Source organism: Cytobacillus kochii (genome assembly GCF_044790165.1).
Classification (GTDB): Bacteria; Bacillota; Bacilli; order Bacillales; family Cytobacillaceae; genus Cytobacillus; species Cytobacillus kochii.
In genome coordinates this window covers 3,320,858-3,347,398 of the sequence record NZ_CP085254.1, presented here as the reverse complement: position 1 = coordinate 3,347,398, position 26,541 = coordinate 3,320,858, and the positions used below count along the sequence as shown (strand labels likewise).

Genomic DNA, 26,541 nt, shown 5'->3' with positions numbered 1-26,541 from the left:
TCAATGAACAATCATTGGTTGTATTTGGTGTTTTTTAAATGAATAGATTGCGAGAAAGAAACGATATGCGTTATGCTTTTAAATATATATCAATAAAAAATGAGGTGAGGATGGATATGCAAACAGCAGAGGAGCATTTGCAGAAGTATTTCGGTTATACAAGTTTTCGACCAGGTCAAAAAGATATTATTTACAATTTAAATCATGGCCACAACGTACTTGGCATTCTACCAACTGGCGGTGGTAAATCACTCTCCTTCCAAATTCCCGCACTTATGAATGACGGTGTGACGATCGTTATCTCCCCTTTAATTTCACTGATGAAAGACCAAGTAGATGCCCTTCTTGAAGCAGGAATTCCTGCAGCCTATATGAATAGTAGTCTTTCTTACAAGGAATATTCGGAAACAGAAGAGCGACTGTTAGCAGGGGAATATAAGCTTGTCTACATAGCTCCGGAACGTCTGGAGTCAATGGAGTTTCTAACGATTATGGAAAAGATTCATTTGTCAATGATTGTCTTTGATGAGGCTCATTGTATTTCTCAATGGGGACATGATTTTAGACCGAGTTATCGATCGGTAGTAGACAGGATTTTCTCTCTTACTGAAACGCCTGTAATTGCTGCATTAACAGCGACAGCGACGAAAAATGTAGAAGAAGATATAAGTCGCTTATTGCATATAGAAAAAGAACATATATTTGTTACAGGCTTTGCCCGAACGAACCTTTCTTTTCAAGTGTTAAAAGGAAGAGATAAGCGCAAGTATTTAGAAGCCTATGTTTCCAGTAGAAAAGAAGAATCAGGTATTATCTATACGTCTAGCAGAAAACAAACTGATCAATTATATGAACATTTTCTAAAGAAAGGTTATAAGGTTGAAAGATACCATGCTGGTCTTTCTGAGGATAATCGTAAACACTCTCAAGAAAAATTTGTCCATGATCAAGTGACGTTGATGATTGCTACCAATGCGTTTGGGATGGGGATTGATAAACCGGATGTGCGTTATGTGGTGCACTATAATATGCCACGAAACATCGAAGCTTATTATCAAGAAGCCGGAAGAGCAGGACGAGATGGGGAAGAAAGTGAATGTATTTTACTTTACTCACCTCAAGATATTCTCCTACAAAAATTTTTAATAGAAAAGAGCGAGCTGTCAACAAGCCTTCGCGAGCAAGAATATGAAAAACTAAGACAGATGACGAATTATTGTCATACGGAAAGTTGCTTGCAATCCTATATTGTCGCTTATTTTGCCAATCAAGATGTCTCGTCATGTAATAAATGTTCTAACTGTTTAGATGAAAGACAATCTGTTGACATTACGAATGAAGCAATGATGATATTCTCGTGTATTAAGCGAATGGGAGAGCGTTTTGGCGTTAAGCTAACAGCTCAAGTGTTAAAAGGGTCCGCGAATAAGCGGATTAAGCAATTGTCTTTTCATACACTTACAACATATGGGCTTATGAAAGAAAAGACGGAAAAGCAAATTGTTGATATGATTAATTATTTACTTGCTGAAGGCTATCTTTCAATGACAGATGGCCAATATCCGACCGTTACATTAGCAGATGAAGCTGTCCCGGTTTTAAAAAGAGAAGCCCAAGTATCTATGAAAATTTCTGAAGATAAAGAGCTAGAAGAACGTCCGGCTGGTGAAGAAAATAGCGAGTTATTTACTATCCTAAGGGAGTTAAGAAAAAATTTAGCGCAAGAACAAGGTGTGCCGCCCTATGTCGTTTTTGCTGATACAGCTTTAAAAGAAATGTGTACTTATTTCCCTACTACTAAAGAAGCGATGTTATCGATTAAAGGTGTTGGTGAAATGAAGTTTAGTAAATATGGGGAAGCATTTCTAGAGGAGATAAAAATTTTTACTGAAAAAAATGACATAGAGGTCAAAGAGCAACACTTTGTGAAGACACCACCAGTAAATAAAAAGGCGGCTGAAGGGACAGGAAGTCATATCCATTCATATGAAGCCTTTCTATTAGGTAAAACGATTGCGGAGATTGCTAAAGAGCGTTCCTTTTCACCGATAACGATTCAAAATCATATTTTTAGAGCGGTAGCAGAGGGCCATCCGATTGACTGGGATCAAGTTTTCAATGAGCAGGTAGAAGAGGAAGTACTTGTAGCTGCAGATAAAGTCGGTGTAGAAAAGTTAAGACCGATTAAAGATGAAATCAATGATGATACAATTGATTACTTTCAAATTAAGGCTGTTTTAACGAAACATCGTCTTGTTTGAATACGCTTTGTCCAAATTTGTCTAAAAGAATAGAAGACTTTCTTTCCTAAAGGCGGTCTATTTTGTAAATAGGCTCGTATACATGTAGTACAAACTGTCTTAGGAGGGAAAGGTTATGTCTTTAAATAAAAAAGCGACCATCGCAGTGTCCGCTGTATTAGTTTCATCTGCTTTGTTATCAGGTTGTGGATTATTTGGTGGAGAGGAGAAAGAGAAAATTGACCCACCGAGTGAAATGTCCATTAATAACGAAGATGCCAATGTAGAGACAGAAGAGACAACTGGTGAGGAAAGTGGAGCTGCTGATGAAGCGGCAGAAACAGCAACGATTCCAACAGAATTATACTTAATTGACAATAATGGATATGTTGTATCACAAACATTAGATTTGCCAAGTACGAATTCTGTTGCTAAACAAGCGTTAGAATATTTAGTGGTAGATGGAAAAGTAACTGAACTCTTACCAAATAATTTCCGTGCAGTCTTACCAGCCGATACAAAAATGACGGTTGATGTGAAAGATAAAGTGGCTCATGTTGATTTTTCTAAGGAATTTGCTGAGTATAATCCAGAAGATGAAGCAAGAATCCTGCAATCAGTCACATGGACATTGACCCAATTCGATGAAATAGAACAAATGAAATTGAGTATAAATGGGAATGCGATTAAAGAAATGCCAGTCAATGGTACACCGATTGGCGAAGAAGTAAGTCGTTCTATCGGTATCAATTATGATAACTCTGTTGTCACAGATATTACAAATACAAAACCAGTTACCGTTTATTACATGGGTGGCGAAGAAGATGATAAATACTTTGTTCCAGTAACAAAAAGAGTGTCCAATAATGTCGACAATAACGTGACGGCAATCATTGATGAGTTAGGGAACCCTTCTTTAGGATCTAAACTTTCTGCCGTCTTACCAAGTGAAGTTGCTTTATTAGGTGAACCTAAAGTAGAAGATGGAACGATTACGCTCGATTTCGATGAATCGATTTTCTCTAGTGGGGAAGAAAATGTCATTAACGAAAATGTATTAAAAGTTTTAGCGTTATCACTTACAGAACAAGCAGAAGTGGAATCTGTTGCTGTTACAGTGAATGGCGAGGGTGATTTACTTGATGAAGATGGCGAAAAGCTAGAGCCTGTTTCAAGACCTGAAAGTGTGAATACAGGAAGCTATTAATTGGTATCACCATCCTTTTATAGTAAAATGAGAAGAGTGAGGAAAGGGGCCTCCTCTTCTCTTTATTTTTTTAATGACGAACGTAAAAGGAAGGAAACGCTATATGTCTGAGATTATTATTGCGACAAAGAATAAAGGCAAAGCAGAGGAATTTAAAAAAATGTTTGCACCACTCGGTTATGAAGTGAAAACATTACATGATTATCCTGATATGCCAGATGTGGAAGAAACGGGTACGACTTTTGAAGCAAATGCCGTTTTAAAAGCAGAAGAGATTTCGCGCTTAATGAATCGACCGGTGATTGCTGATGATTCCGGATTATCAATTGATGCTCTTGAAGGACGCCCAGGAATATTTTCCGCTCGCTATGCAGGGGAAGATAAAAATGATGAAGCGAATATAGATAAAGTACTTGAAGAAATGAAGCATGTACCGGAAGAGAAGCGGGATGCTCGGTTTTATTGTGCACTCGCGGTAGCTATCCCTGGAAAGAAAACATACACCGTTTCGGGAACATGTGAAGGTAAAATTCTTTATGCACGAAAAGGAACAAATGGCTTTGGTTATGATCCCATCTTTTGGGCGAATGCAAAGAATAAGGCGATGGCAGAGTTAACATCAGATGAAAAAGCAGCCATTAGCCATAGAGGACATGCATTAAAGCAATTAGAAAAAGATCTTCCAACTATTCTTTAAGGAGGAGGATAACATGAAGTTACTCATCGTTAGTGACAGCCACGGTGATGGTGACATCCTACAAGAACTAAAAGCACGTCACAGTCAAGAGGTCGATTATATGGTTCATTGTGGTGACTCTGAATTAAGTAGTGACCGAGCTGAAATCACTGGATATGTCGCTGTGAGAGGGAATTGCGATGCCGATGCTCGCTATAAAAACGAAGAATTAATAGAAACGGATAACGGCAAAGTATGGATTACACATGGTCATCTATATGGCGTAAAATCGTCCTTATTAGGTCTAAGCTTAAGAGCAAAAGAAGTAGCTGCACGTATTGTATGCTTTGGTCATTCGCATCAATTGGGGGCTGAAATGGTAGATCAAATCCTTTATCTTAACCCAAATAGTATCTCGCTTCCAAGGCATCCGAAAGAAAAAACATATATGATGGTAGATTGGACAGCGGAAAAAGTGGTCGTTTCCATTTGGACAAGAGACGGTGTCGAGCTCGAGGAATGGCAGCAATCCTTTTCTTTTGCGTAGCCAGAGAACTGCTATTTTTACAGCAGTTCTCTTCCGATCATAAATTTATTTAAAAATTAATTGACACTTCAGTTTATCCTGCGTATAATAAATATTGTCTTGATATTAAGTCCCAGTAGCTCAGCAGGATAGAGCAACAGCCTTCTAAGCTGTCGGTCGGGAGTTCGAATCTCTCCTGGGACGCCATTAGCTACATATTTATCTACCAACACTAGCGTTGATTCCGGTGAAAACTTGGATTAGCGCTTTTTTTATTTGAGCTAGAGATCGATTTCATATTAGTTTTCTCCATAAGTAATCTTCCTTTGTTGTTCTCTATCCTCAATTAAAAACCCAAAAACAAATACAAAAATACTATCTTAAAATAATAGCGATAGGATGCAGTGAATAAAAACCTACTCAAATACTGGTGATTTTTATCGAATATGTACCGATGAGTCGGCATATGGTAGAATTTATCACGTTTGTATGTGATTAAATATTAAAAAAATGGATTAAAATGAAATGGTCTCTGAAGGTTGTAGTTTCTTTGTATAGTATTTATCGTAAATGAACGCACATGATTTATCTTGTAATAGCCTTCAACTAGACGTGTTCGTTTGTTCAATGAGCTGTTCAAATACCCACCTCATAAAAGTAATTCACATGCTTTTACGCATGCCACAGAATGAATAAAATAATAAAAAATTTTGTCCAATTAAAAGGTTAATAGATCAATGATGTAAGCGGATACATGAAAACAGACTAATCTAAATTATCAAATAATTTTCCAAAAAGGTGTTGACGACTTTTAAAAATGGGCGTAAGATAGTCCTCAACAAAGCAAAGCACAATAAAATAAATCGAAAATGAAATTGGAAGCAGCGTTATTTTCCTTTTATTTTTACAAACGAAATTTTAGTGGTTTAAAGTGAGAAACTAAAAGCGTTGATGAGGATAAGTAGTTTTTTGATGTAGGTTTTGCAGAGAGCCGGGCAAGCTGGAAACCGGTAAACCAGTCTTAAAATGAACTCACCTCGGAGTGGAGACTTGAACAATGATAAGTAGAGTCTTCCGGGTCGAAGGAACCCGTTATCTAAGCTTAGCAGTTATTATGCTGTTACTGAGTGCGCGTGGAGATTTAAAACGCGAACAAGGGTGGTACCGTGGAATGGTGATCAAAGCCTTTTCATCCCTTGACCAATGATTGGTCAATGAGGGATGGAGAGGCTTTTTTATATTTAATTTTATTAAGGAGGTTAAAGAGCGATGGTGCGGGAAGCTGCCTTAACAGAAGAAGTGAAAACAAAGCTTGAGACGATTACAGGCGCAGACTTATTAATGGATGCGTTAGAAAGGGAAAATGTAGAAGTCGTCTTTGGCTACCCTGGCGGAGCGGTTTTGCCGATTTACGATAAGATTTATGATGCGAAATTCCTTCATGTTCTCCCTAGACATGAACAAGGCGGCATACATGCTGCAGAAGGTTACGCAAGAATTTCAGGTAAGCCTGGTGTCGTCATTGCAACATCCGGGCCTGGAGCAACGAATATCGTAACAGGTTTGGCTGATGCGATGATGGACTCATTACCAATTGTAGCTTTTACAGGTCAAGTAGCAACAAGTGTGATTGGTTCAGATGCTTTCCAAGAAGCAGATATATTAGGAATTACCACACCGATTACAAAATATAATTTTCAAATTCGCCAATTGGAGGATATCCCAAGAGTCATTAAAGAAGCGTTCTATATTGCAAAGACAGGCAGACCCGGTCCAGTGCTCATTGATATTCCTAAAGATATAGCTTCGACGATTACCGAAAGGCCCGAAGAAGTAGAAATGGAGTTACCGGGTTATCAACCGACATTAAAGCCTAATCGCCTTCAGATTCGTAAGCTCTCAGATGCGATAGGAGCAGCACAGAAACCAGTTATTTTAGCGGGGGCAGGCATTCTTCATTCGAAGGGGGCAAACGAACTCTTACAGTATGTAGAAAAAACAAAAATACCAGTTGTCCATACATTACTTGGTCTTGGTGGTTTTCCAAGTGATCATCCATTATTCATAGGCATGGCTGGCATGCACGGCTGTTACACAGCAAACATGGCTCTTTCTCAATGTGACTTATTGATTAATATTGGTGCAAGGTTCGATGACCGCTTAACAGGTAATTTGGAACACTTTGCTCCGAATGCTAAGGTTGCTCATATTGATATTGACCCTGCAGAAATTGGTAAAAATGTACCGACAGTTATTCCGGTTGTAGCAGACGCAAAGGCTGCGCTTCTCGCACTTCTTCAAGAAGAATGTAATGAACCAGCTCATAGCGAATGGATGGAGACATTAAAACAGTGGAGTGTTGCACATCCTTTCCATTATGATAAAGCATCACCAAAGTTAAAGCCGCAAAGAGTAATGGAGCTCTTGTATGAAAACACGAAGGGCGAAGCGATTGTAACGACAGATGTCGGTCAACACCAAATGTGGGCTGCGCAATACTATCGCTTTAAACATGCGGATAGGTGGGTTACATCTGGTGGGCTTGGAACGATGGGATTTGGTTTACCTTCTAGTATTGGCGCTCAAATTGCTGATCCAGATAGTTGTGTGCTTGCCATTGTCGGTGATGCAGGCTTTCAAATGTCAACACAGGAATTAGCAGTTATACAAGAAATGAACTTACCGATAAAAATCGCAATATTCAATAATCAATCCTTAGGGATGGTTAGACAATGGCAGGAGTTTTTCTATGAATCACGTTTTTCACATAGCAAGATTCCGGTTCAACCTGATTTTGTGAAGCTAGCTGAAGCTTACGATATTAAAGGTTATACCATAACGACAGAAGAAGAAGCAGAGAGAGTGTTAGCTGAAGTATTACACACAAGAGAGCCTGTATTGCTAGATTTCCGTGTCGATGCTGACGAAAATGTCTTTCCAATGATCGCTCCGGGTAAAGGGATTCATGAGATGGTAGGTGTGAAAGAATGAAGAGAATCATATCGCTCCTTGTTTTAAATAAACCTGGTGTACTTAATCGAATTACTAATTTATTTTCTAAACGTAATTATAATATCGAAAGTATTTCAGTGGGTTTATCTGAACAGGAGGGGATGTCAAGAATCACATGTGTAATTTATGTAGAGTCCGACCAACAAAGTGAGCAAATTACGAAACAGCTCAATAAACAGATAGACATACTGAAAGTGACGGATATTACAAATCAAGCAGTGGTTGCTAGAGAACTAGCTTTGATAAAGGTACAGTCTAATCCGCACTCAAGAAATGAGATTTATTCTTTAATTGAACCTTTCAGAGCTTCTGTCATTGACGTAAGCAAAGATAGTTTAGTCATCCAAATCACAGGAGAATCTGAAAAAATCGAAGCTTTCCTAGAGTTAATTAAGCCTTATGGTATTAAAGAGATTGCTAGAACGGGTACAACAGCATTCCCAAGAGGGACACAAAGACAGTCGCAACAAAAACATAATTTTTCAATTGTATAAAAAAATAATGATGAATAGAGGAGAATGAATAATGGCTAAAATGTACTATAACGGAGATGCAAATGAGAACTACTTAAACGGGAAAACAGTAGCAGTAATTGGATACGGATCACAAGGTCATGCGCATGCGCAAAATATGAGAGATAGCGGTGTAGAGGTAGTAATCGGCTTAAGGCAGGGAAAATCATGGCAGACAGCAGTTGAAGATGGCTTTCAAGTTTACTCGGTAGGAGAAGCGACTGCTAAAGCAGATATCGTAATGATTTTATTACCAGATGAATTGCAAACGAAAGTATATAAAGAAGAAATTGAACCAAATTTAACCAATCAAGCATTGATGTTTGCTCACGGATTTAATATCCATTTTAATCAAATCGTTCCACCGAAAGAAAGTGATGTTTTATTAGTCGCACCAAAAGGACCAGGTCATTTAGTAAGAAGAACATATGAAGAGGGAGCGGGTGTACCAGCGTTATTCGCTGTTCACCAAGATGTATCGGGTGAAGCAAGAGAATTAGCACTAGCTTATGCAAGAGCAATTGGTGCACTAAGAGCCGGGGGCTTAGAAACGACATTTAAAGAAGAGACAGAAACAGATTTATTCGGAGAACAGGCAGTATTATGTGGCGGACTGACTTCTCTTGTTAAAGCAGGATTTGAAACGTTAACGGAAGCAGGTTATCAGCCGGAACTCGCCTACTTTGAATGTCTCCATGAACTCAAATTAATTGTTGACCTTATGTATGAAGGTGGATTAGAAGGAATGAGATATTCTATTTCAGATACAGCACAATGGGGAGATTTCGTCAGTGGCCCACGGGTTGTAGATGAACGGGTAAAAGCAGAAATGAAAGAAGTATTAAAAGATATTCAAGAAGGTAAATTTGCTAAAGGTTGGATTATGGAAAACCAGGTGAATCGTCCGGTGTTTACAGCTATTAATGCAAAAGAAAGTGAACATGAAATTGAAAGAGTTGGTAGAGAGCTTCGCAAAATGATGCCATTCGTCCAAAACAATAAAAAGAAAGAAGTGGTGAGCAGTGCAACAAATTAATATATTCGATACAACGCTTAGAGATGGAGAACAGTCAGCAGGAGTCAACTTGAACTTCTCTGAGAAATTAGAGATTGCTAGACAGCTAGAAAGACTGAATGTAAACATCATCGAAGCAGGTTTTCCAGCCGCGTCTAAAGGAGACTTTGGATCGGTAAAATCTATTGCAGAAACAGTGAAGAACGCTTCTGTAACAGGTTTAGCGAGAGCGGTTTTATCGGATATAGATGCAGCATGGGACTCATTGAAGGGAGGAGCCGAACCAAGGCTCCATACCTTCTTGGCAACTAGTCCTATCCATCGTGATTACAAACTTAAAATGACAAAAGAGCAAGTAGTAGAAACGGCAGTTAACACCGTTAAGTATGCGGCGGAACGCTTCTCCATTGTCCAATGGTCAGCAGAGGATGCTTCAAGGACAGAATTGCCCTTCTTGGCAGAAATCGTGGAGAAAGTCATCCAAGCAGGAGCAAGGGTGATTAACATTCCGGACACAGTCGGATATGCAACACCGAAGGAATATGGAGAGATTTTTAAATATTTAAAAAATAATGTCCCGTCTATTGATAAAGTAGCATTATCAGCTCATTGCCATGATGATCTAGGGATGGCGACAGCGAATTCTTTAGCTGCGATCGAAAATGGTGCGACACAAATAGAGGGAACGATTAACGGAATTGGTGAACGAGCGGGCAATGCAGCACTTGAGGAAATAGCTGTCGCCCTTCACATTAGAAAAGATTTCTATAATGCCCAAACAACGTTAAACCTAGGGGAGATTAGCCGAACAAGTAGCCTTGTAAGCAAACTTTCCGGAATGCCTGTCCCAGCAAATAAAGCCATTATTGGAGCAAACGCTTATGCTCATGAATCTGGTATTCATCAAGATGGCGTATTAAAAGAAGTAACCACTTATGAAATTATTTCACCGCAATTAGTCGGTGTGCAATCTAACTCTCTTGTTCTTGGTAAACATTCAGGACGACATGCATTTAAAAATCGTTTAGACGAATTAGGATTAGATGTGGCAGACGAAGATATCAAACCACTATTTACCGTATTCAAAGATTTAGCCGATCGCAAAAAAGAGATGACAGATGAAGACTTAGTCGCCCTTGTGCTAGAAGAAAAATTGTCGAAGGAACAACGATTCTATGAATTAATTCAAATTCAAATTCAATACGGTACGAATCAAGTGCCGACAGCAACGGTTACATTATCCGGTAGCGATAATCAAGTGATCCAGGAAGCGGGTACGGGTGCAGGTAGTATTGAGGCACTGTATAACACATTAGAAGCAAGTGTGAATGGTGAGATTAGTTTACTCGATTATCGCATTCAATCAGTTGGTGCCGGTAGAGATGCACTTGCGCAAGTGTTCGTTAAGTTAGCTTACCAAGGGGTAGAAACGAGCGGTCGAGGGCTCGCTCAAGATGTGCTCGAAGCATCAGCAAAAGCTTATTTAAATGCAGTTAACCGAGTCATATATATGAAGGAAAAAACGGAACCAGCTATGCAGAATAGTTAACATACATTTTAATCGGAGGGATAAAAGATGAAAAAACGTATCGCTGTACTACCAGGAGACGGGATCGGGAAAGAAGTTGCAAAGGGAGCAGTTGAAATTCTCCAAGCAGTCGGAGAGCGCTATAATCACCAATTTGAATTTTCTTATGGTATGATTGGCGGCCATGCGATTGATGAAAAAGGCAAACCACTTCCGGAAGAAACCATTCAACTATGCAAAGAAAGCGATGCGATTCTTTTAGGAGCAGTGGGTGGTCCTAAATGGGATCAAGTAAATCCTGAGATCCGTCCGGAGAGAGGGTTATTACAAATCCGTAAAGAGCTTAATCTCTATGCTAATCTTCGTCCAACAACTTATTTTGAAAGTTTGGCGCAATCTTCTCCTCTAAAAGATGAAGTGATCCAAGGTGTAGACTTATTGATGGTACGCGAATTAACTGGCGGATTATATTTTGGTCAACCGAGTGAACGCATGGATGCTAACGGGGAGTCTGCGGTAGTCGATACACTATTTTATAAAAAAGCAGAAATGAAGCGTGTAATCGAAAAAGCGTTTGTTTTAGCAGATAAGAGAAGAAAAAAAGTCACATCTATTGATAAAGCAAACGTGCTTGAATCAAGTAGGATGTGGAGGGAAACGGCAGAGGAAGTGGCAAAAGATTATCCGCATGTGTATCTTGAGCATATGTTAGTTGACAATGCGGCGATGCAGATGGTGACAAATCCTAAACAGTTTGATGTTGTCGTAACCGAGAATATGTTTGGTGACATTTTAAGTGATGAGGCTTCCGTTTTAACCGGTTCATTAGGTATGCTACCATCTGCTAGTTTATCTGAGAAGGGTCCATATTTATTTGAACCGATTCATGGTTCGGCACCTGATATCGCTGGCAAAAACGTGGCCAATCCGTTAGCAATGATTTTATCTGCTGCGATGATGCTTCGTGAATCGTTCGGGTTAGAAACAGAAGCGAATGAAGTAGAACGTGCTGTAAAACAAGTGTTAGATGCAGGCTTTAGAACGAGTGATATTGCGGAGTTCGGCCAACAAGTGACATCGACAACAGAAATGATTGCGGAAGTAAAAGCGATGCTACTTGATAATGAAGCCATTATGCATATTATGGGTGCGTACGCTTAAATAATGAAGAAGGGACACGGCCCTATTGTGGGTCCGTGTTTCTTTTAGAAAGGTGTGAATATTAATGGGGCAATCAATTATAGAGAAAATATGGGAACAACATATTGTTCATCAAGAAGAGGGAAAGCCGGACTTATTGTACATTGATCTGCATTTAGTGCATGAAGTAACATCGCCGCAAGCGTTTTCTGGCTTAAGAATGAAAGGAAGAACGGTTAGAAGACCAGATAAAACCTTCGCTACGATGGATCATAATATCCCAACAGATAATCGTAAAGTCATTAATGATAAGATTGCATTAAACCAGATGACAACACTAGAAAAAAACTGTGAAGAGTTCCAAATACCACTAGCAGGAATTGATCATCCAGACCAAGGAATTGTTCATGTCATTGGTCCGGAATTAGGCCTAACGCAACCAGGGATGACAATTGTATGTGGAGATAGTCATACATCCACACACGGTGCATTCGGCTCAATTGCATTCGGTATCGGTACAAGTGAGGTGGAGCATGTGTTAGCCACACAAACCATCTGGCGCCAAAAACCGAAAACGCTAAAAATCGAAATCAATGGCAAAAGGCAACAAGGTGTATCAGCAAAAGATGTTATCCTATATGTTCTTTCTCAATATGGGTTTGATTTTGGAACAGGACATGTCATTGAATATACGGGAGAAGTAATTGATCATATGTCTATGGAAGAGCGGATGACGATTTGTAATATGTCGATAGAAGGTGGCGCGAGGGCTGGATTAGTGAACCCTGATGAAACAACATTTTCTTACTTAAGAGGACGTAAGTATGTCCCAACAGGGGAAGCCTTTGAACAGCTAGTGACAAAATGGCAATCATTAGTGTCGGATGAAGATGCAACTTATGATCGTGTGATTACTATGGATGCAGCCAATATTGCCCCAATGGTTAGCTGGGGGACAAACCCAGCGATGACCTCTAAAGTTACTGATTCAATTCCTACATCAAGTGATTATGAAACAGCCGTGGAAAAGAAATCACTTGAGAGTGCTCTTAAATACATGGGACTAGAGGAAGGACAGAAAATAGAAGATATTCAGATTCAACATGTATTTATCGGTTCTTGTACCAATTCACGACTAGAAGATCTACGTGAGGCTGCTTCTGTAATCAAAGGCAATAAAGTTCATCCTGATGTGCGAGCACTAGTTGTGCCAGGTTCACAAACGGTCAAGTCGCTTGCAGAAGAAGAAGGTCTAGATGAAATTTTTAGAGAAGCTGGGTTTGAATGGAGAGATTCGGGTTGCAGTATGTGTTTGAGTATGAATAATGATATTGTCCCTAGCGGTGAACATTGTGCTTCCACATCTAATCGGAATTTTGAGGGTCGGCAAGGATCTGGAGCGAGAACTCATTTAGTCAGTCCAATTATGGCTGCAGCAGCAGCTATTCATGGTCATTTTGTCGATGTTAGAAAAATGGTTGAAAGACAACCAGTAAGATAGGGAGCGGAGTAGATGACTGGATTTAAAACTTTAAAGGAAAAAGCGATTGCATTTGACCGTGCCAATGTAGATACAGATCAGATTATTCCTAAGCAATTTCTAAAACGAATTGAAAAAACGGGCTTTGGTCAATATTTGTTCTATGAATGGCGTTATATGGCAGATGGTAGTTTAAACCCAACATTTGAACTGAATCAAGATAAAAATCAACATGCATCGATTTTAATTGCAAATGAGAACTTCGGATGTGGGTCGTCTAGGGAGCATGCTCCGTGGGCCCTTCTAGATTATGGGTTCAAAGTGATATTAGCACCATCCTTCGCAGATATTTTTCATCAGAATTGCTTGAAAAATGGTGTGTTACCGATTGCGTTACCAAAGGAGCAAATTGTGCAATTACTTGAAAAAGGCAAACAACAGCCTTATCAATTAGAAGTGAATCTAGAGAAGCAAACGATTGGTGATGAAACAGGGTTCCAAGTATCATTTGAAATTGATGCTTATTGGAAAACGATGCTAATGAATGGGTGGGATGAGATTGAAATTACCTTGCAATTAGCTGATCACATCACTGCATATGAACAAGCATTAAGATAAGAAATGAATCATTACTTGTGAGCCCGTATGCATTGTATATAGGGCTCATTTTTTTATGAAGTTTTTCCGCTAAACCTCTCAATGGCACAATCCTTTTGCATTTTTCTCTTTTCATGCTACACTTACCTCTAAATAAGGAATTAAAGGGACGTAGGCAAAATGACAAAACATAATCGTGATGACAAAAAAAATAAAGTGATTCCCTTTCCCTTTTTAGATAGGCGTTTATTAGAGAAAGGGTTAGAGGCTCTACACCGTAGGGAGTTTCAAGAGGCAGTAGAATTCTTAACAGAAGCTTCAGAGCTAAATGATAAGGATGAAGATATTCAAACAGGTCTTGTGCTTGCCTTTTTTGAATCAGGTCAATTGCAACATGCGCAAAAACAAGCGGAATACATGCTCCATAATGGGATAGGTGACTACCTTCAAGTGGTAGATATGTATTTGATGATATTAGTACAATTACATCGCTACGATGAAATTGTGACCACTATTGAATACTTATTTGAAGAGAATAAAGTACCTCATGAAAAATTTGAACATTTTAGTCGGTTGTTAGAATTCAGCCGTAGAATGGCTGAAGCAGATATAAAGTCCAGTGAGGTAGAGGACGACTCGGAAACTTACCTACAGCTTTTTGAAATAAAAGATCAACAAGAACAGATGATGCTCGCTAAAGAATTGGCAGAAAAGAATATTGTGCACAATGTAAAAGAAATCCTTTTCTATTTACGATCTGAGGAGGGACATCCCTTCTTTAAGACATTACTTCTCGATGTGTTAAAACAACATCTATATAATAAGGAAGTTATTGTTGAAAAAATGGGTAATATAAAAAGTTTCGTTCCTGCACATTTGCCGGACTTTGAGCATTTCCAACAAAGGGTTGAAATGCTCAAAGTGTTAGAAGAGAAAATGGAGCAAGATGACCCCATTTTACTTGAACATGCTGCCTCTCTTGTGAACCGTCATTTATTTCTCATGTATCCGATAGAATTAGAACCTTTTTCGATTGAAACATGGTCTGCAGCTTATCATACTCTTGCAATTGATTACCTAGGAATGGACCTTGCTGTGGATGAGATGCTTGAGAAATATTGTGTCGAAGAAGAGGATTATCATGCAGCTATTACTTATATTGAAGCAATAGAAGAATTTTCTTATCCTAAAATATAGTCTCATTGTTGAAAGCTAGAGACGTTATGTTATAATATAATGGTTGTATTATGTGGATAGAAAGCTGATTCACCTTATATAAATGAATAATCGATTAGACATATTCATTCTATTTGCTGTGAATGAAATGATCATAGATTTTGGAGGGAAATAATAGTATGTCTGCTAAATTTGAAAAGTTAGAAGGGAACCAAGGGGTTCTTACAATTGAAGTAGATGCAGAGAAGTTAAACGAAGGTTTAGACGCTGCATTTAAAAAAGTAGTTAAACAAGTAAATGTTCCTGGCTTCAGAAAAGGTAAAATGCCTCGCAGCCTATTTGAAAAACGCTTTGGTGTTGAGTCTTTATACCAAGATGCAGTTGATTTTCTTTTGCCAGAAGCGTATGCAAATGCAATTGATGAAACAGGCATTGAGCCAGTTGATCGTCCTGAAATCGATGTAGAACAAATTGAAAAAGGTAAAGCGCTTATTTTCACTGCGAAAGTAACTGTAAAACCTGAAGTAGAACTTGGCGAATATAAAGGCCTTGAAGTAGAAAAATTCGATACAGAAGTAACGGATGAAGATGTAGAAAACGAATTAAAAGGCCTACAAGAAAAACAAGCTGAGCTTGTTGTTAAAGAAGAAGGTACAGCAGAACAAGGTGATACAGTTGTTATCGACTTTGAAGGTTTCGTTGATGGAGAAGCATTCGAAGGTGGAAAAGGTGATAACTTCTCATTAGAACTTGGTTCTGGACAATTCATTCCAGGTTTTGAAGAAGAATTAATTGGTGTTTCTGCTGGAGAATCTAAAGAAGTAAATGTTACGTTCCCAGAAGAATATCACGCTGCTGAGCTTGCGGGTAAAAAAGCAGTATTCAAAACGACTGTACATGAAATCAAAACAAAAGAACTTCCTGCATTAGATGATGAATTCGCTAAAGATGTAGATGAAGAAGTTGAAACATTAGATGCACTAAAAGAAAAAACGAAGAAACAACTAGTTGATAGTAAAAACCATGAAGCAGAGCACCATGTGCGTGATACTGTAGTAGAAAAAGCAGCAGAAAACACGACAATTGATATTCCAGCTGCAATGGTTGATACTGAATTAGATCGCATGATGCAAGAATTCGAACAACGTATACAAATGCAAGGTATGAACCTTGAGCTTTATTATCAATTCTCTGGACAAGATGAGTCTGCATTACGTGAGCAAATGAAAGTTGACGCAGAGAAGCGCGTGCGTATTAACTTAACTCTTGAAGCAATTGCTGCTGCAGAAAACATCGAAGTTTCTGAAGATGAAATAAACGAAGAAGTAAATAAAATGGCTGAAATGTATAATATGACAGCTGAAAATATTCAAATGGCGCTTGGTGGTAGCCTTGATGGTTTACAATCTGATATTAAAGCGAAAAAAGCAATCGATTTACTTGTAGAAAATAGTAAAACTGTTTAAAATGAATATAACAAAGTAACGGTAGCAACCCGGAACTTAAACATAACAAGGCGCGATCACATCGTGCCTTGTTTTCTACAATTTTAGATAATACATAATAGCAGTACGGCAAAAGCAGGATACCTTATCACATACATAACTGCCTGAAAAAAATTCCACTTATGGATGGGCATAAAAATGGACATGCTTATGGAAGTACAAGTTTTATTGAGTGATTTCCTTCTGCGAATCATGAATAACGTATTACGTACATAACTTAGAGGTAAGTGTTATTATTTCCTGTCTTTTGCTGAAGTGTGTTACAATGCAATACATAACTTAAAGGTTAGTTTTTATCAAGCGTTTTTAATAAGAACTGGCGAGTGAATTGGCTCAAATATTTAGCTAATGATAAACAAAAGTTCGCAGAAGATATATCGCTTAGAAGTTTGATCAAGGGGTGAAGGATTTGTTTAAATTTAATGATGAAAAAGGTCAATTAAAGTGTTCCTTCTGTGGGAAAACACAAGATCAAGTTCGTAAGCTAGTAGCTGGTCCTGGTGTTTACATTTGTGACGAATGTATTGAATTATGCACCGAGATTGTGGAAGAAGAACTTGGAACAGAGGAAGAAGTTGAATTTAAGGATGTGCCAAAGCCGTCCGAGATTCGCGACATTCTCGATGAATATGTAATTGGTCAAGACCAAGCAAAGAAAAACCTAGCTGTAGCAGTTTACAATCATTACAAACGAATTAATTCGAACAGTAAAGTAGATGATGTAGAACTGGCAAAAAGTAATATTGCAATGATTGGGCCAACAGGAAGTGGTAAAACTTTACTAGCTCAAACTTTAGCAAGAATTCTAAATGTACCATTCGCAATTGCAGATGCGACTTCATTAACAGAAGCAGGTTATGTTGGTGAAGATGTTGAGAATATTCTCCTAAAGCTTATCCAATCTGCTGACTATGACGTGGAAAAGGCTGAAAAAGGCATTATTTATATTGATGAGATTGATAAAGTGGCACGTAAGTCAGAAAATCCGTCGATTACAAGAGATGTATCTGGTGAAGGTGTGCAACAAGCATTATTGAAAATTCTTGAAGGCACTGTTGCCAGCGTACCTCCACAAGGTGGAAGAAAACATCCGCATCAAGAATTTATTCAAATTGATACGACGAACATCTTATTTATTTGCGGTGGTGCCTTCGATGGGATCGAACAAATCATTAAACGCCGTTTAGGTCAAAAAGTGATCGGTTTCGGTTCGGATAATAAGCAGAAAGAACTTGAACAAAATGAGTTGCTATCTAAAGTTTTACCAGAGGACTTATTGCGTTTCGGTTTAATTCCTGAATTTATTGGTCGTCTACCGGTTATTGCAAGCTTAACACCATTAGATGAAGAAGCATTAATTGAAATTTTAACTAAGCCGAAAAATGCTTTAGTAAAACAATTCCAAAAAATGCTTGAATTAGATGATGTTGAGTTAGAATTCGAGGATGAGGCACTAATCGAAATTGCTAAGAAGGCAATTGAAAGAAAAACAGGTGCCCGTGGATTACGTTCAATTATTGAAGGAATCATGCTTGATGTCATGTTTGATTTACCTTCTCGTGAAGATATTAAAAAATGTATCATTACAAAAGATACGGTCCTTGAGAATGGTTCACCAAAGCTATTACTTGAAGACGGTACCATTGTGAAAGAAGAAAGAAAAACGTCTGCATAAGTTTGAAAGGAACTAAACTTCGGTTTAGTTCCTTTTCTATTACTCCAACAAAAAGGGTGAAGGACGATAGAGAAAAAAGATAAGTAATTTCGCCCCATCTACGGAGTAAACGGTAGTGGCTCGTAATTGTAGAGTGGAAATCGCAAAGATAGCAGAGGAAAGTCGATTAGCTCGTGCATGTAGAGTGGAAATGTCAAAGATAGCAGACAAAGTCAATTAGCTCGTACATCCAACGTGAAAACCACAAAGATGGCTGAACAAACCAACTCACTCGAAAAAGACCTTATAGTCAAGGTAAGCTGTGGGTTCTTTTAACGTAAAATAATAAATCCGTAAAAAATAGTAAAACTTGTTAATTACAGTACGATCGAGGTTTATTACTAGAGGTTAAACAGTAGATGAAAAGAATATACCACTTTCTTATGTATCACAATTACAGCTAAACAAAAGGCAAAATTTATTTCATTGATTTCCTTTTTTACTAAACTATAATAAATGCTAAAACAACCATAAGCTTCCTCTCATTGAATTTAAAATTCTTGTTTATTCCAACTTTGCGCAGGAGATACTATCCATTAACAGCAAGAAAATGTTCAGGAGGGAATAGGATGAGTTGGACGGGAATTGCATTGTTTGTACAGCTATTTTTTGGGATTGTTATTGGGCTCTATTTTTGGAACTTACTTAAAAACCAACGTACACAAAAAGTCTCTATTGATAGAGAGTCTCGTAAAGAAATGGATCAATTAAAGAAGATGAGGTCAATAAAACTGTCAGAACCTCTGTCAGAGAAAGTTAGGCCAACGACCTTTGATGATATTGTAGGTCAAGAAGATGGCATAAAATCACTTAAAGCGGCACTTTGTGGACCAAATCCTCAGCATGTCATTATTTATGGGCCTCCTGGAGTAGGTAAAACAGCTGCAGCCAGATTAGTATTAGAAGAAGCAAAGAAAAATCAAAAATCACCATTTAAACCATCCTCAGTCTTTATTGAACTAGATGCGACAACCGCTCGCTTTGATGAAAGGGGGATTGCTGATCCACTTATTGGATCTGTACATGATCCGATTTATCAAGGGGCAGGAGCAATGGGGCAGGCAGGAATCCCACAACCAAAACAAGGAGCAGTCACAAATGCCCATGGTGGGGTCTTGTTTATAGATGAAATTGGGGAGTTACATTCTATTCAAATGAATAAGTTGTTAAAAGTGTTAGAAGATCGCAAAGTATACCTTGAAAGCGCTTATTATAATGAAGAAAATATGCAAATTCCTTCTCATATACATGATATCTTTAAAAATGGTTTACCGGCAGATTTTCGGTTAGTGGGTGCGACAACAAGAACACCTAATGAATTGCCTCCAGCTATTCGTTCACGTTGTATGGAAGTGTTTTTCCGGGAATTAACCGAAGAAGAAATCGCAGAAGTTGCTAAAAAGGCAGCCGATAAAGTGAACTTAAAAATAAGTGAACAAGCTTTACAAACATTAGCATCTTATGCAAGAAACGGCCGTGAATCAGTCAACTTAGTACAAACGACGGCGAGTCTTGCAATACAAGAAGAGCGCGATTATATTAAGGACGAAGATGTCGAGTGGGTTATCCAATCAAGTCAGTTAGTGCCGAGAATGGAAAGAAAAATCGGAGAAACAGCAAAGGTTGGTTTAGTTAATGGCTTGGCTGTTCATGGACCTAATTCCGGTGCTTTATTAGAGATTGAAGTTACTGTGATTCCTGCTAAAGAAAAAGGATCAATTAATATTACAGGAATTGTAGAAGAAGAAAGTATTGGCGGACAAGGAAAATCAATTCGAAGAAAGAGTATGGCACGTGGCTCAATTGAGAATGTGATTACAGTTCTTCGCTCAATGGGTGTACCTGCAGATGATTATGATATTCATGTGAACTTCCCTGGTGGTGTGCCGATTGATGGACCATCTGCTGGGATTGCAATGGCTACAGGTATTTATTCAGCTATTTATAAACATCCAATAGACAATACAGTGGCAATGACAGGAGAAATTAGTATTCATGGTGCCGTTAAGCCTATTGGCGGAGTATATCCAAAAGTAAAAGCTGCTAAAAAAGCTGGTGCAAAGACGGTTATTATCCCTGAAGAGAATATGCAATCGATATTAAATGAGGTGGAAGGAATTCAAATTGTTACCGTTAAAACGTTGAATGAGGTGTTCGAGTTCGCCCTTCACAAAGAATATCAACATGAAAAGCCGTTAATTTCACCACTAGATGCGTCAGCGATTGATCTTGCTAAAAAGGAAAGTATGTGAGGTACTAATAACTTCGGCAACAACTGCCGGAGTTTTTCATTCCCTTCGTTTTAAAGTCCTATAAATAGGGAATGAAATAAGTAATTGTCAAGCTAGAAATGAAGAAAACAAACAAAACGGTTGTACTTTTTAACTCTTTTCGCAAACGAACTAGATTAAAAAAGTCGACACTGTGAAGTAAATAAGATAAAATTGTACAAAGAAAATGAATTGAAATCTTGATACATATGCATTTTGGAGGTGCAAGTATATGACGAATAAGAAAGAGATCATCGTCCCCCTCCTGCCGCTTCGAGGTTTGCTCGTTTATCCTACAATGGTCCTGCACTTAGATGTAGGTCGTGATAAATCAGTACAAGCACTTGAAAAAGCAATGGTAGATGACCATTTAATCTTTTTAACAACACAAAAGGACATTTCTATAGATGAGCCTGACAGCAATGATTTATATCATTTAGGTACTCTTACTCGGGTAAAACAGATGCTCAAATTGCCCAATGGTACGATTCGTGTACTAGTAGAAGGACTTAAACGTGCAAAAATAGCAGAGGTTTTAGATGATGAAGACTATTTTTCAGTAAAAGTTGAAGCATTCGATGAGTCTGAATCTCGCGATGTAGAAGACCAAGCATTAATGCGTACTCTTTTAAGTCATTTTGAACAATACATAAAAGTATCTAAAAAAATATCAACAGAAACATTTACATCTGTTACAGATATTGAAGAACCCGGTCGTTTAGCTGATATTATTGCTTCTCATCTTCCTTTAAAACTTAAAGAGAAACAGGAAATCTTGGAGACGATTAATATAAAAGATCGTTTGAATCGTGTGATCAGCATTATTCATAACGAAAAAGAAGTGCTTAATTTAGAAAAGAAAATCGGTAATCGAGTAAAGAAATCGATGGAAAGAACGCAGAAAGAATATTATTTGCGCGAACAGATGAAAGCCATTCAAACCGAATTAGGTGATAAAGAAGGTAAAACAGGAGAAATTGCAGATTTAAAAGCGAAAATCACAGAAGCAAATATGCCTAGTAATGTAGAAAATACTGCATTAAAAGAGTTAAATCGTTACGAAAAGGTTCCTTCTAGTTCGGCAGAGAGCTCTGTTATTCGTAATTATATCGATTGGCTATTAGCTATACCTTGGTCTAAAGAAACGGTCGATGATTTAAACATCAACAAAGCAGAGAAAATCCTTGATCGAGATCATTATGGTTTAGAGAAAGTAAAAGAGAGAGTGCTTGAGTATTTGGCGGTTCAACAGTTAACGAACTCTTTAAAAGGCCCTATCCTCTGTCTCGTTGGACCTCCGGGTGTAGGGAAAACAAGTCTCGCGAAATCAATCGCCTCCTCACTCAACCGAAATTTTGTCCGGGTATCTTTAGGTGGTGTCCGTGATGAATCAGAAATTCGCGGTCATCGAAGAACATATGTTGGCGCAATGCCTGGTAGAGTGATCCAGGGGATGAAAAAAGCAGGAACAGTCAATCCAGTATTTTTATTAGATGAGATTGATAAAATGTCTAATGATTTTCGTGGAGACCCTTCATCAGCAATGCTTGAAGTATTAGATCCTGAGCAAAATCATAACTTCAGTGATCACTATATTGAAGAGACATATGATTTATCGAAAGTTATGTTCATTGCTACGGCTAACAATTTAAGTACAATTCCAGGACCATTATTAGATCGCATGGAAGTCATTTCAATTGCTGGTTATACAGAACATGAGAAGCTTCATATTGCCAAGGACCATCTTTTGCCAAAACAAATTAAAGAGCATGGTCTTTCGAAATCTCAATTGCAAGTGAGAGATGATGCTGTTCAAGCTGTTGTTCGTTATTATACTAGAGAAGCTGGTGTTAGGAGTTTAGAACGTCAACTGGCTAGTATTTGTAGAAAAACGGCAAAAATTATTGTATCAGAGACGAAAAAAAGAGTAGTAGTTACGGCGAAATCACTTGAAGATTTCTTAGGTAAGAAACGTTTTAGATACGGCCAAGCTGAATTAGAGGATCAAGTCGGTATCGCTACAGGACTTGCTTATACAACTGTAGGCGGAGATACACTTCAAATCGAAGTCTCTTTATCAAAAGGTAAAGGCAAGTTAGTCTTAACTGGTAAACTTGGTGATGTGATGAAAGAATCCGCTCAAGCAGCTTTTAGTTATGTGCGTTCAAATGCGAAGGAATTAGGGATTGATGAGAACTTTCATGAGAAATTCGATATTCATATTCACGTTCCAGAAGGGGCTGTTCCTAAAGATGGTCCATCTGCAGGAATCACAATGACTACTGCACTTGTTTCAGCATTAACCGGTGTACCAATTAGAAGAGAAGTAGGAATGACAGGTGAAGTAACGTTGCGTGGTCGTGTCTTACCTATCGGTGGATTAAAGGAGAAATCACTAAGTGCTCATCGGGCGGGATTAACGAAAATTATCTTACCAAAAGATAATGAAAAGGATATAGATGATATTCCAGAATCGATTCGTGAGGAACTTTCATTTGTGCTTGTATCCCATGTAGATGAAGTGCTTAAAGCAGCGTTAGTAGACGGGGTGGAACAATGAAGGTTGTAAGTTCAGATATTGTCATCAGTGCCGTAAAGCCTGAGCAATATCCAGATGTAGAGTTACCAGAATTCGCATTAGCAGGTCGATCGAATGTAGGAAAATCTTCTTTTATTAATAAAATGTTGAATCGTAAAGGATTAGCAAGAATATCTTCTAAGCCAGGAAAAACGCAAACATTAAACTTTTATCTTATTAATGAAATCTTACATTTTGTTGATGTACCAGGATATGGCTATGCAAAAGTGTCAAAAAAAGAAAGAGAAGCATGGGGGAAAATGATTGAGACATACCTCACTTCTCGAGAACAATTACGAGCGGTTGTTCTGATTGTGGATTTAAGACATCAGCCTACTAAAGATGATGTTATGATGTATGAATTCCTTAAACATTATGAGATTCCTTGTATCATTATTGCCACAAAAGCTGATAAAGTACCAAAATCGAAATGGCAGAAACATATTAAAGTGACGAGAGAAACCCTTGATGTTGACCCTAGTGACTCCCTTATCTTGTTCTCTTCAGAAACAGGAAAAGGGAAAGAAGAAGCATGGGCCGCTATGAAAGGATTGATGTAACCGGGTTCAAGGTTAATATCAAACAAACATTTAAAAAGGCGAACAAACCGGATGAAGCCGGATTTGTTCGCCTTTTTTTTGTTAATGATTTCATTTGCTATATCTTTCATCTTGGTAGTATTCAATGGTTATCAAAATAAGTGAAAAGTTAATCATTTTTTGAAGTTTACGTTTATTTTTCTGAATTTAGGGAAATTAGACTATGTACGTAAATTTCGGTTTACATAATTTCACTTGAATCAAGTGAGCCCTTCTCCCGCTATACTTAGTAATAGAGATGATATAGGAGGATACATGTTTAATAAGGAGGATAGAGTATAAGAGGGATGTGTGAGACTTTCTTACAGTTTTATATCTTAAAATATCATAAAATATGAATTTTGAGAATAATTTGTAAGAGTGGTAAGGTTGATAGCGTATATGAAAAAAGAACATACAAGGGGGATATTTTACTAGTGAAAAAGATACTTAAGGGAATGATTGTTGCTGCATCTGTAGCTGTATTAGCTGCATGTGGCTCAAATGAAGAAGCGAGTAGTGGAGGAATGGATTTAGCAGAGGAAGGGAAATTCACTTATGCTTCATCGGGAGAATTTAATCCATTTAGTGTAACGCAAGATGATGGTTCAATGACAGGTTTCGACATTGAAGTAGCAGAAGCAGTTGCAAAAGAGCTAGGACTAGAACCAGTGCAGCAAAAATTTAAATTCGGTGGAATTGTTGAAGGTGTAAAATCAGGACGTTTTGATGCGGCTGTTGCTAGTCATACAATAACAGAAGAAAGATTACAAGCTGTTGATTTCTCGATTCCTTACTATTATTCAGGTCCACAAATTTATGTGAGACCGGATAGTGATGTAGAAACATTAGAAGATTTAGAAGGTCTTGAAGTAGCTGTAGCTAAAGGAACAACGTATCAAAAAACAGTATCAGAAGTTACTGATAATATTAAGTTTTATGATAGCGATGTCGTAGCACTCGAGGCTTTATCTAATGGAAAGCATGATGCTGTAATTACCGATTTTGTTACAGGTAAAGAAGCGATCGGTGCGGGTATGAATATTGAGGGAAAACAGCTTTTAGAAAAAAGTGAGCAAGCGATTGCTGTAGCCAAAGACAATGAAGAGCTACTTGAAAAAATTAACGATGCATTAGAGAAGCTTCATGAAGATGGAACCTTGACTGAAATTAGCAAGGAATATATCGGCGAAGATATTACTGTAGAATCAGAAGAATAATTTTCTGTTGGCGAATGCATCTCCGTTTATTGCGTATGCATTCGCCTCTTGTATCTAAAGAGAAAATACATTTTACCTTAAGGAGGAAATATGGACATACTAACAACGTTTGTTGACACCTTCCCAATGTTTTTTGAGGGAATGCTCCTAACTTTTCAATTAACAATAGTCTCAATTTTTATTGCTATTTTTATCGGTCTCTTTTTTGCTATGTTAAAGATATCTAAAGTGAAAGTATTAGAGTGGATTGCGGACCTCTATATCTTCTTAGTCAGAGGAACACCTCTCGTTGTGCAAATCTTTATCTTTTATTTCGGTTTAACTTCATTAAATATTTCCGGTTTTTGGTCCGTTGTTTTAGGTTTAGCTTTCCATAATGGTGCCTATATTGCAGAGATTTTCAGAGGAGCCATTCAATCTATTGAAAGTGGTCAAATGGAGGCAGGTCGTTCCCTAGGGATGAGTGCAGGCTTAACAATGAGAAGAATTATTTTACCACAAGCAAGCAGACGCGCTTTGCCACCACTCGGGAACCAATTTATTATTGCGTTAAAGGATTCTTCACTAGCTTCGTTTGTAGGTGTCTATGAGCTCTTTAATATTGCCACAACACAAGGATCAATCAATTATGATTATATGACTTACTTATTGATTGTTGCCGTCTATTATTTAGTGCTTGTTCTTCTATTTACAGTGATTGTGAACCTTGTTGAGAAGAAAATGTCTAATAGTGAGCGATAGAAAGGGATGAATATAGATGAGTGAATCAGTTATGATTAGTATAGAGAAATTAAATAAGTCTTTTGGTGATCTTCATGTATTAAAAGATATTGATTTTACAGTAAAAGAAAGCGATGTTGTTTGTCTAATAGGTGCCAGTGGTTCTGGTAAAAGCACATTACTAAGATGTCTTAACTTTCTAGAATTAAAAGATAGTGGAACAATTACATTAGAGGGTGAAGTAATAGAAAAAGACTCTCATGACTTAAATGAAATTAGACAGAGAGTTGGAATGGTGTTTCAGCACTTTCATCTCTTCCCTCATAAAACAGTCATACAAAATATAATGGAAGCACCGATGCAAGTGAAAAAATTATCGAAAAAGGATGCAGAGGAACAAGCGTTAGTACTCTTAGATAAAGTTGGCTTATCGGATAAGAAAGATGTTTACCCATCTAAACTATCAGGTGGTCAAAAACAGCGTGTTGCCATTGCAAGGGCATTAGCGATGAAGCCGGATGTAATGCTGTTTGATGAACCAACTTCTGCACTAGACCCAGAATTAGTTGGTGAAGTGTTAGCAACAATGAAAGAACTTGCTGAAGAAGGAATGACGATGATTGTCGTCACGCATGAAATGGGATTTGCGCGGGAAGTGGCAGATTGGGCAGTGTATATGCATGATGGTAAAATCGTTGAAGTCGGTCATCCTGAAGAGTTATTTAATCATCCAAAGGAAGAAAGAACGAAAAGCTTCCTAGATTCTGTTCTTTAAAAAGAGTTAATTACTAAAACGAAAAAAACGAACATTTTCTTTGCAGATATGTTCGTTTTTTCAATGGAAGTT

Annotated in this window: 20 protein-coding genes, 1 tRNA gene and 1 other annotated feature; all 21 genes read left to right on the top strand. The window is 38.0% G+C overall.

Annotation, left to right across the window (positions count from 1 at the left end; all coding sequences use genetic code 11):
• Positions 1–38 precede the first annotated feature (38 nt).
• On the top strand, positions 39–2,261 hold the full coding sequence (gene recQ, locus LG276_RS17120; RefSeq protein WP_306470050.1) for a DNA helicase RecQ: 2,223 nt from the start codon (positions 39–41) through the stop codon (positions 2,259–2,261).
• A 115-nt stretch (positions 2,262–2,376) separates the two neighbouring features.
• On the top strand, positions 2,377–3,447 hold the full coding sequence (locus LG276_RS17115) for a GerMN domain-containing protein (RefSeq protein ID WP_251162604.1): 1,071 nt from the start codon (positions 2,377–2,379) through the stop codon (positions 3,445–3,447).
• Positions 3,448–3,550: 103 nt separating this feature from the next.
• Positions 3,551–4,144, top strand: a complete 594-nt coding sequence (locus LG276_RS17110) for an XTP/dITP diphosphatase (protein ID WP_251162605.1) — start codon at positions 3,551–3,553, stop codon at positions 4,142–4,144.
• A 13-nt stretch (positions 4,145–4,157) separates the two neighbouring features.
• On the top strand, positions 4,158–4,670 hold the full coding sequence (locus LG276_RS17105; protein WP_251162606.1) for a metallophosphoesterase: 513 nt from the start codon (positions 4,158–4,160) through the stop codon (positions 4,668–4,670).
• Between the two features lie 109 nt (positions 4,671–4,779).
• Positions 4,780–4,856, top strand: a tRNA-Arg gene (locus LG276_RS17100).
• Between the two features lie 732 nt (positions 4,857–5,588).
• Positions 5,589–5,849 (top strand) — a binding site (T-box leader).
• A gap of 69 nt (positions 5,850–5,918) precedes the next feature.
• Positions 5,919–7,640 carry an acetolactate synthase large subunit gene (ilvB, locus tag LG276_RS17095; protein WP_224935814.1) on the top strand — a complete coding sequence of 574 codons (1,722 nt, stop codon included), beginning with the start codon at positions 5,919–5,921 and terminating at the stop codon, positions 7,638–7,640.
• Positions 7,637–8,155, top strand: a complete 519-nt coding sequence (gene ilvN / locus LG276_RS17090) for an acetolactate synthase small subunit (protein ID WP_095372360.1) — start codon at positions 7,637–7,639, stop codon at positions 8,153–8,155. Before ilvB ends, ilvN begins: the two co-directional genes overlap by 4 nt.
• Before the next feature lie 31 nt (positions 8,156–8,186).
• Positions 8,187–9,209 carry a ketol-acid reductoisomerase gene (gene ilvC / locus LG276_RS17085; RefSeq protein WP_095372361.1) on the top strand — a complete coding sequence of 341 codons (1,023 nt, stop codon included), beginning with the start codon at positions 8,187–8,189 and terminating at the stop codon, positions 9,207–9,209.
• Positions 9,196–10,737 carry a 2-isopropylmalate synthase gene (locus tag LG276_RS17080; RefSeq protein ID WP_224935815.1) on the top strand — a complete coding sequence of 514 codons (1,542 nt, stop codon included), beginning with the start codon at positions 9,196–9,198 and terminating at the stop codon, positions 10,735–10,737. The genes ilvC and LG276_RS17080 overlap by 14 nt, the downstream gene beginning before the upstream one ends.
• A 27-nt stretch (positions 10,738–10,764) precedes the next feature.
• Complete coding sequence (leuB, locus tag LG276_RS17075; RefSeq protein WP_224935816.1) at positions 10,765–11,877, top strand: 3-isopropylmalate dehydrogenase; 1,113 nt, start codon at positions 10,765–10,767, stop codon at positions 11,875–11,877.
• 64 nt (positions 11,878–11,941) lie between these two features.
• Entirely contained in the window at positions 11,942–13,357 is a 1,416-nt protein-coding gene (gene leuC / locus LG276_RS17070) for a 3-isopropylmalate dehydratase large subunit (protein WP_224935817.1), read from the top strand.
• A gap of 12 nt (positions 13,358–13,369) precedes the next feature.
• Positions 13,370–13,954 (top strand): 3-isopropylmalate dehydratase small subunit, encoded by a 585-nt coding sequence (leuD, locus tag LG276_RS17065; protein ID WP_251162607.1) that lies wholly within the window; start codon positions 13,370–13,372, stop codon positions 13,952–13,954.
• 159 nt (positions 13,955–14,113) lie between these two features.
• Complete coding sequence (locus LG276_RS17060; protein ID WP_251162608.1) at positions 14,114–15,130, top strand: tetratricopeptide repeat protein; 1,017 nt, start codon at positions 14,114–14,116, stop codon at positions 15,128–15,130.
• A gap of 158 nt (positions 15,131–15,288) precedes the next feature.
• A complete protein-coding gene (tig, locus tag LG276_RS17055; protein WP_224935820.1) occupies positions 15,289–16,575 on the top strand; it encodes a trigger factor in 1,287 nt (428 codons plus the stop codon).
• 448 nt (positions 16,576–17,023) lie between these two features.
• On the top strand, positions 17,024–18,289 hold the full coding sequence (clpX, locus tag LG276_RS17050; RefSeq protein ID WP_224935821.1) for an ATP-dependent protease ATP-binding subunit ClpX: 1,266 nt from the start codon (positions 17,024–17,026) through the stop codon (positions 18,287–18,289).
• A gap of 608 nt (positions 18,290–18,897) precedes the next feature.
• Positions 18,898–20,580, top strand: coding sequence for an ATP-dependent protease LonB (lonB, locus tag LG276_RS17045; RefSeq protein ID WP_224935822.1), 1,683 nt, complete (start codon positions 18,898–18,900; stop codon positions 20,578–20,580).
• Positions 20,581–20,830: 250 nt separating this feature from the next.
• Positions 20,831–23,158: an endopeptidase La gene (lon, locus tag LG276_RS17040; protein WP_251162609.1), complete on the top strand. Its 2,328-nt coding sequence runs from the start codon at positions 20,831–20,833 to the stop codon at positions 23,156–23,158.
• Complete coding sequence (yihA, locus tag LG276_RS17035; protein ID WP_224935824.1) at positions 23,155–23,736, top strand: ribosome biogenesis GTP-binding protein YihA/YsxC; 582 nt, start codon at positions 23,155–23,157, stop codon at positions 23,734–23,736. The genes lon and yihA overlap by 4 nt, the downstream gene beginning before the upstream one ends.
• Positions 23,737–24,191: 455 nt before the next feature.
• Positions 24,192–24,974, top strand: a complete 783-nt coding sequence (locus tag LG276_RS17030; protein ID WP_224935825.1) for a transporter substrate-binding domain-containing protein — start codon at positions 24,192–24,194, stop codon at positions 24,972–24,974.
• A 90-nt stretch (positions 24,975–25,064) separates the two neighbouring features.
• The gene (locus LG276_RS17025) at positions 25,065–25,715 is read left to right on the top strand and encodes an amino acid ABC transporter permease (RefSeq protein ID WP_224935826.1); all 651 of its coding nucleotides are present in this window, start codon (positions 25,065–25,067) and stop codon (positions 25,713–25,715) included.
• A 16-nt stretch (positions 25,716–25,731) separates the two neighbouring features.
• Entirely contained in the window at positions 25,732–26,469 is a 738-nt protein-coding gene (locus LG276_RS17020; protein WP_281202221.1) for an amino acid ABC transporter ATP-binding protein, read from the top strand.
• Positions 26,470–26,541: the final 72 nt, after the last annotated feature.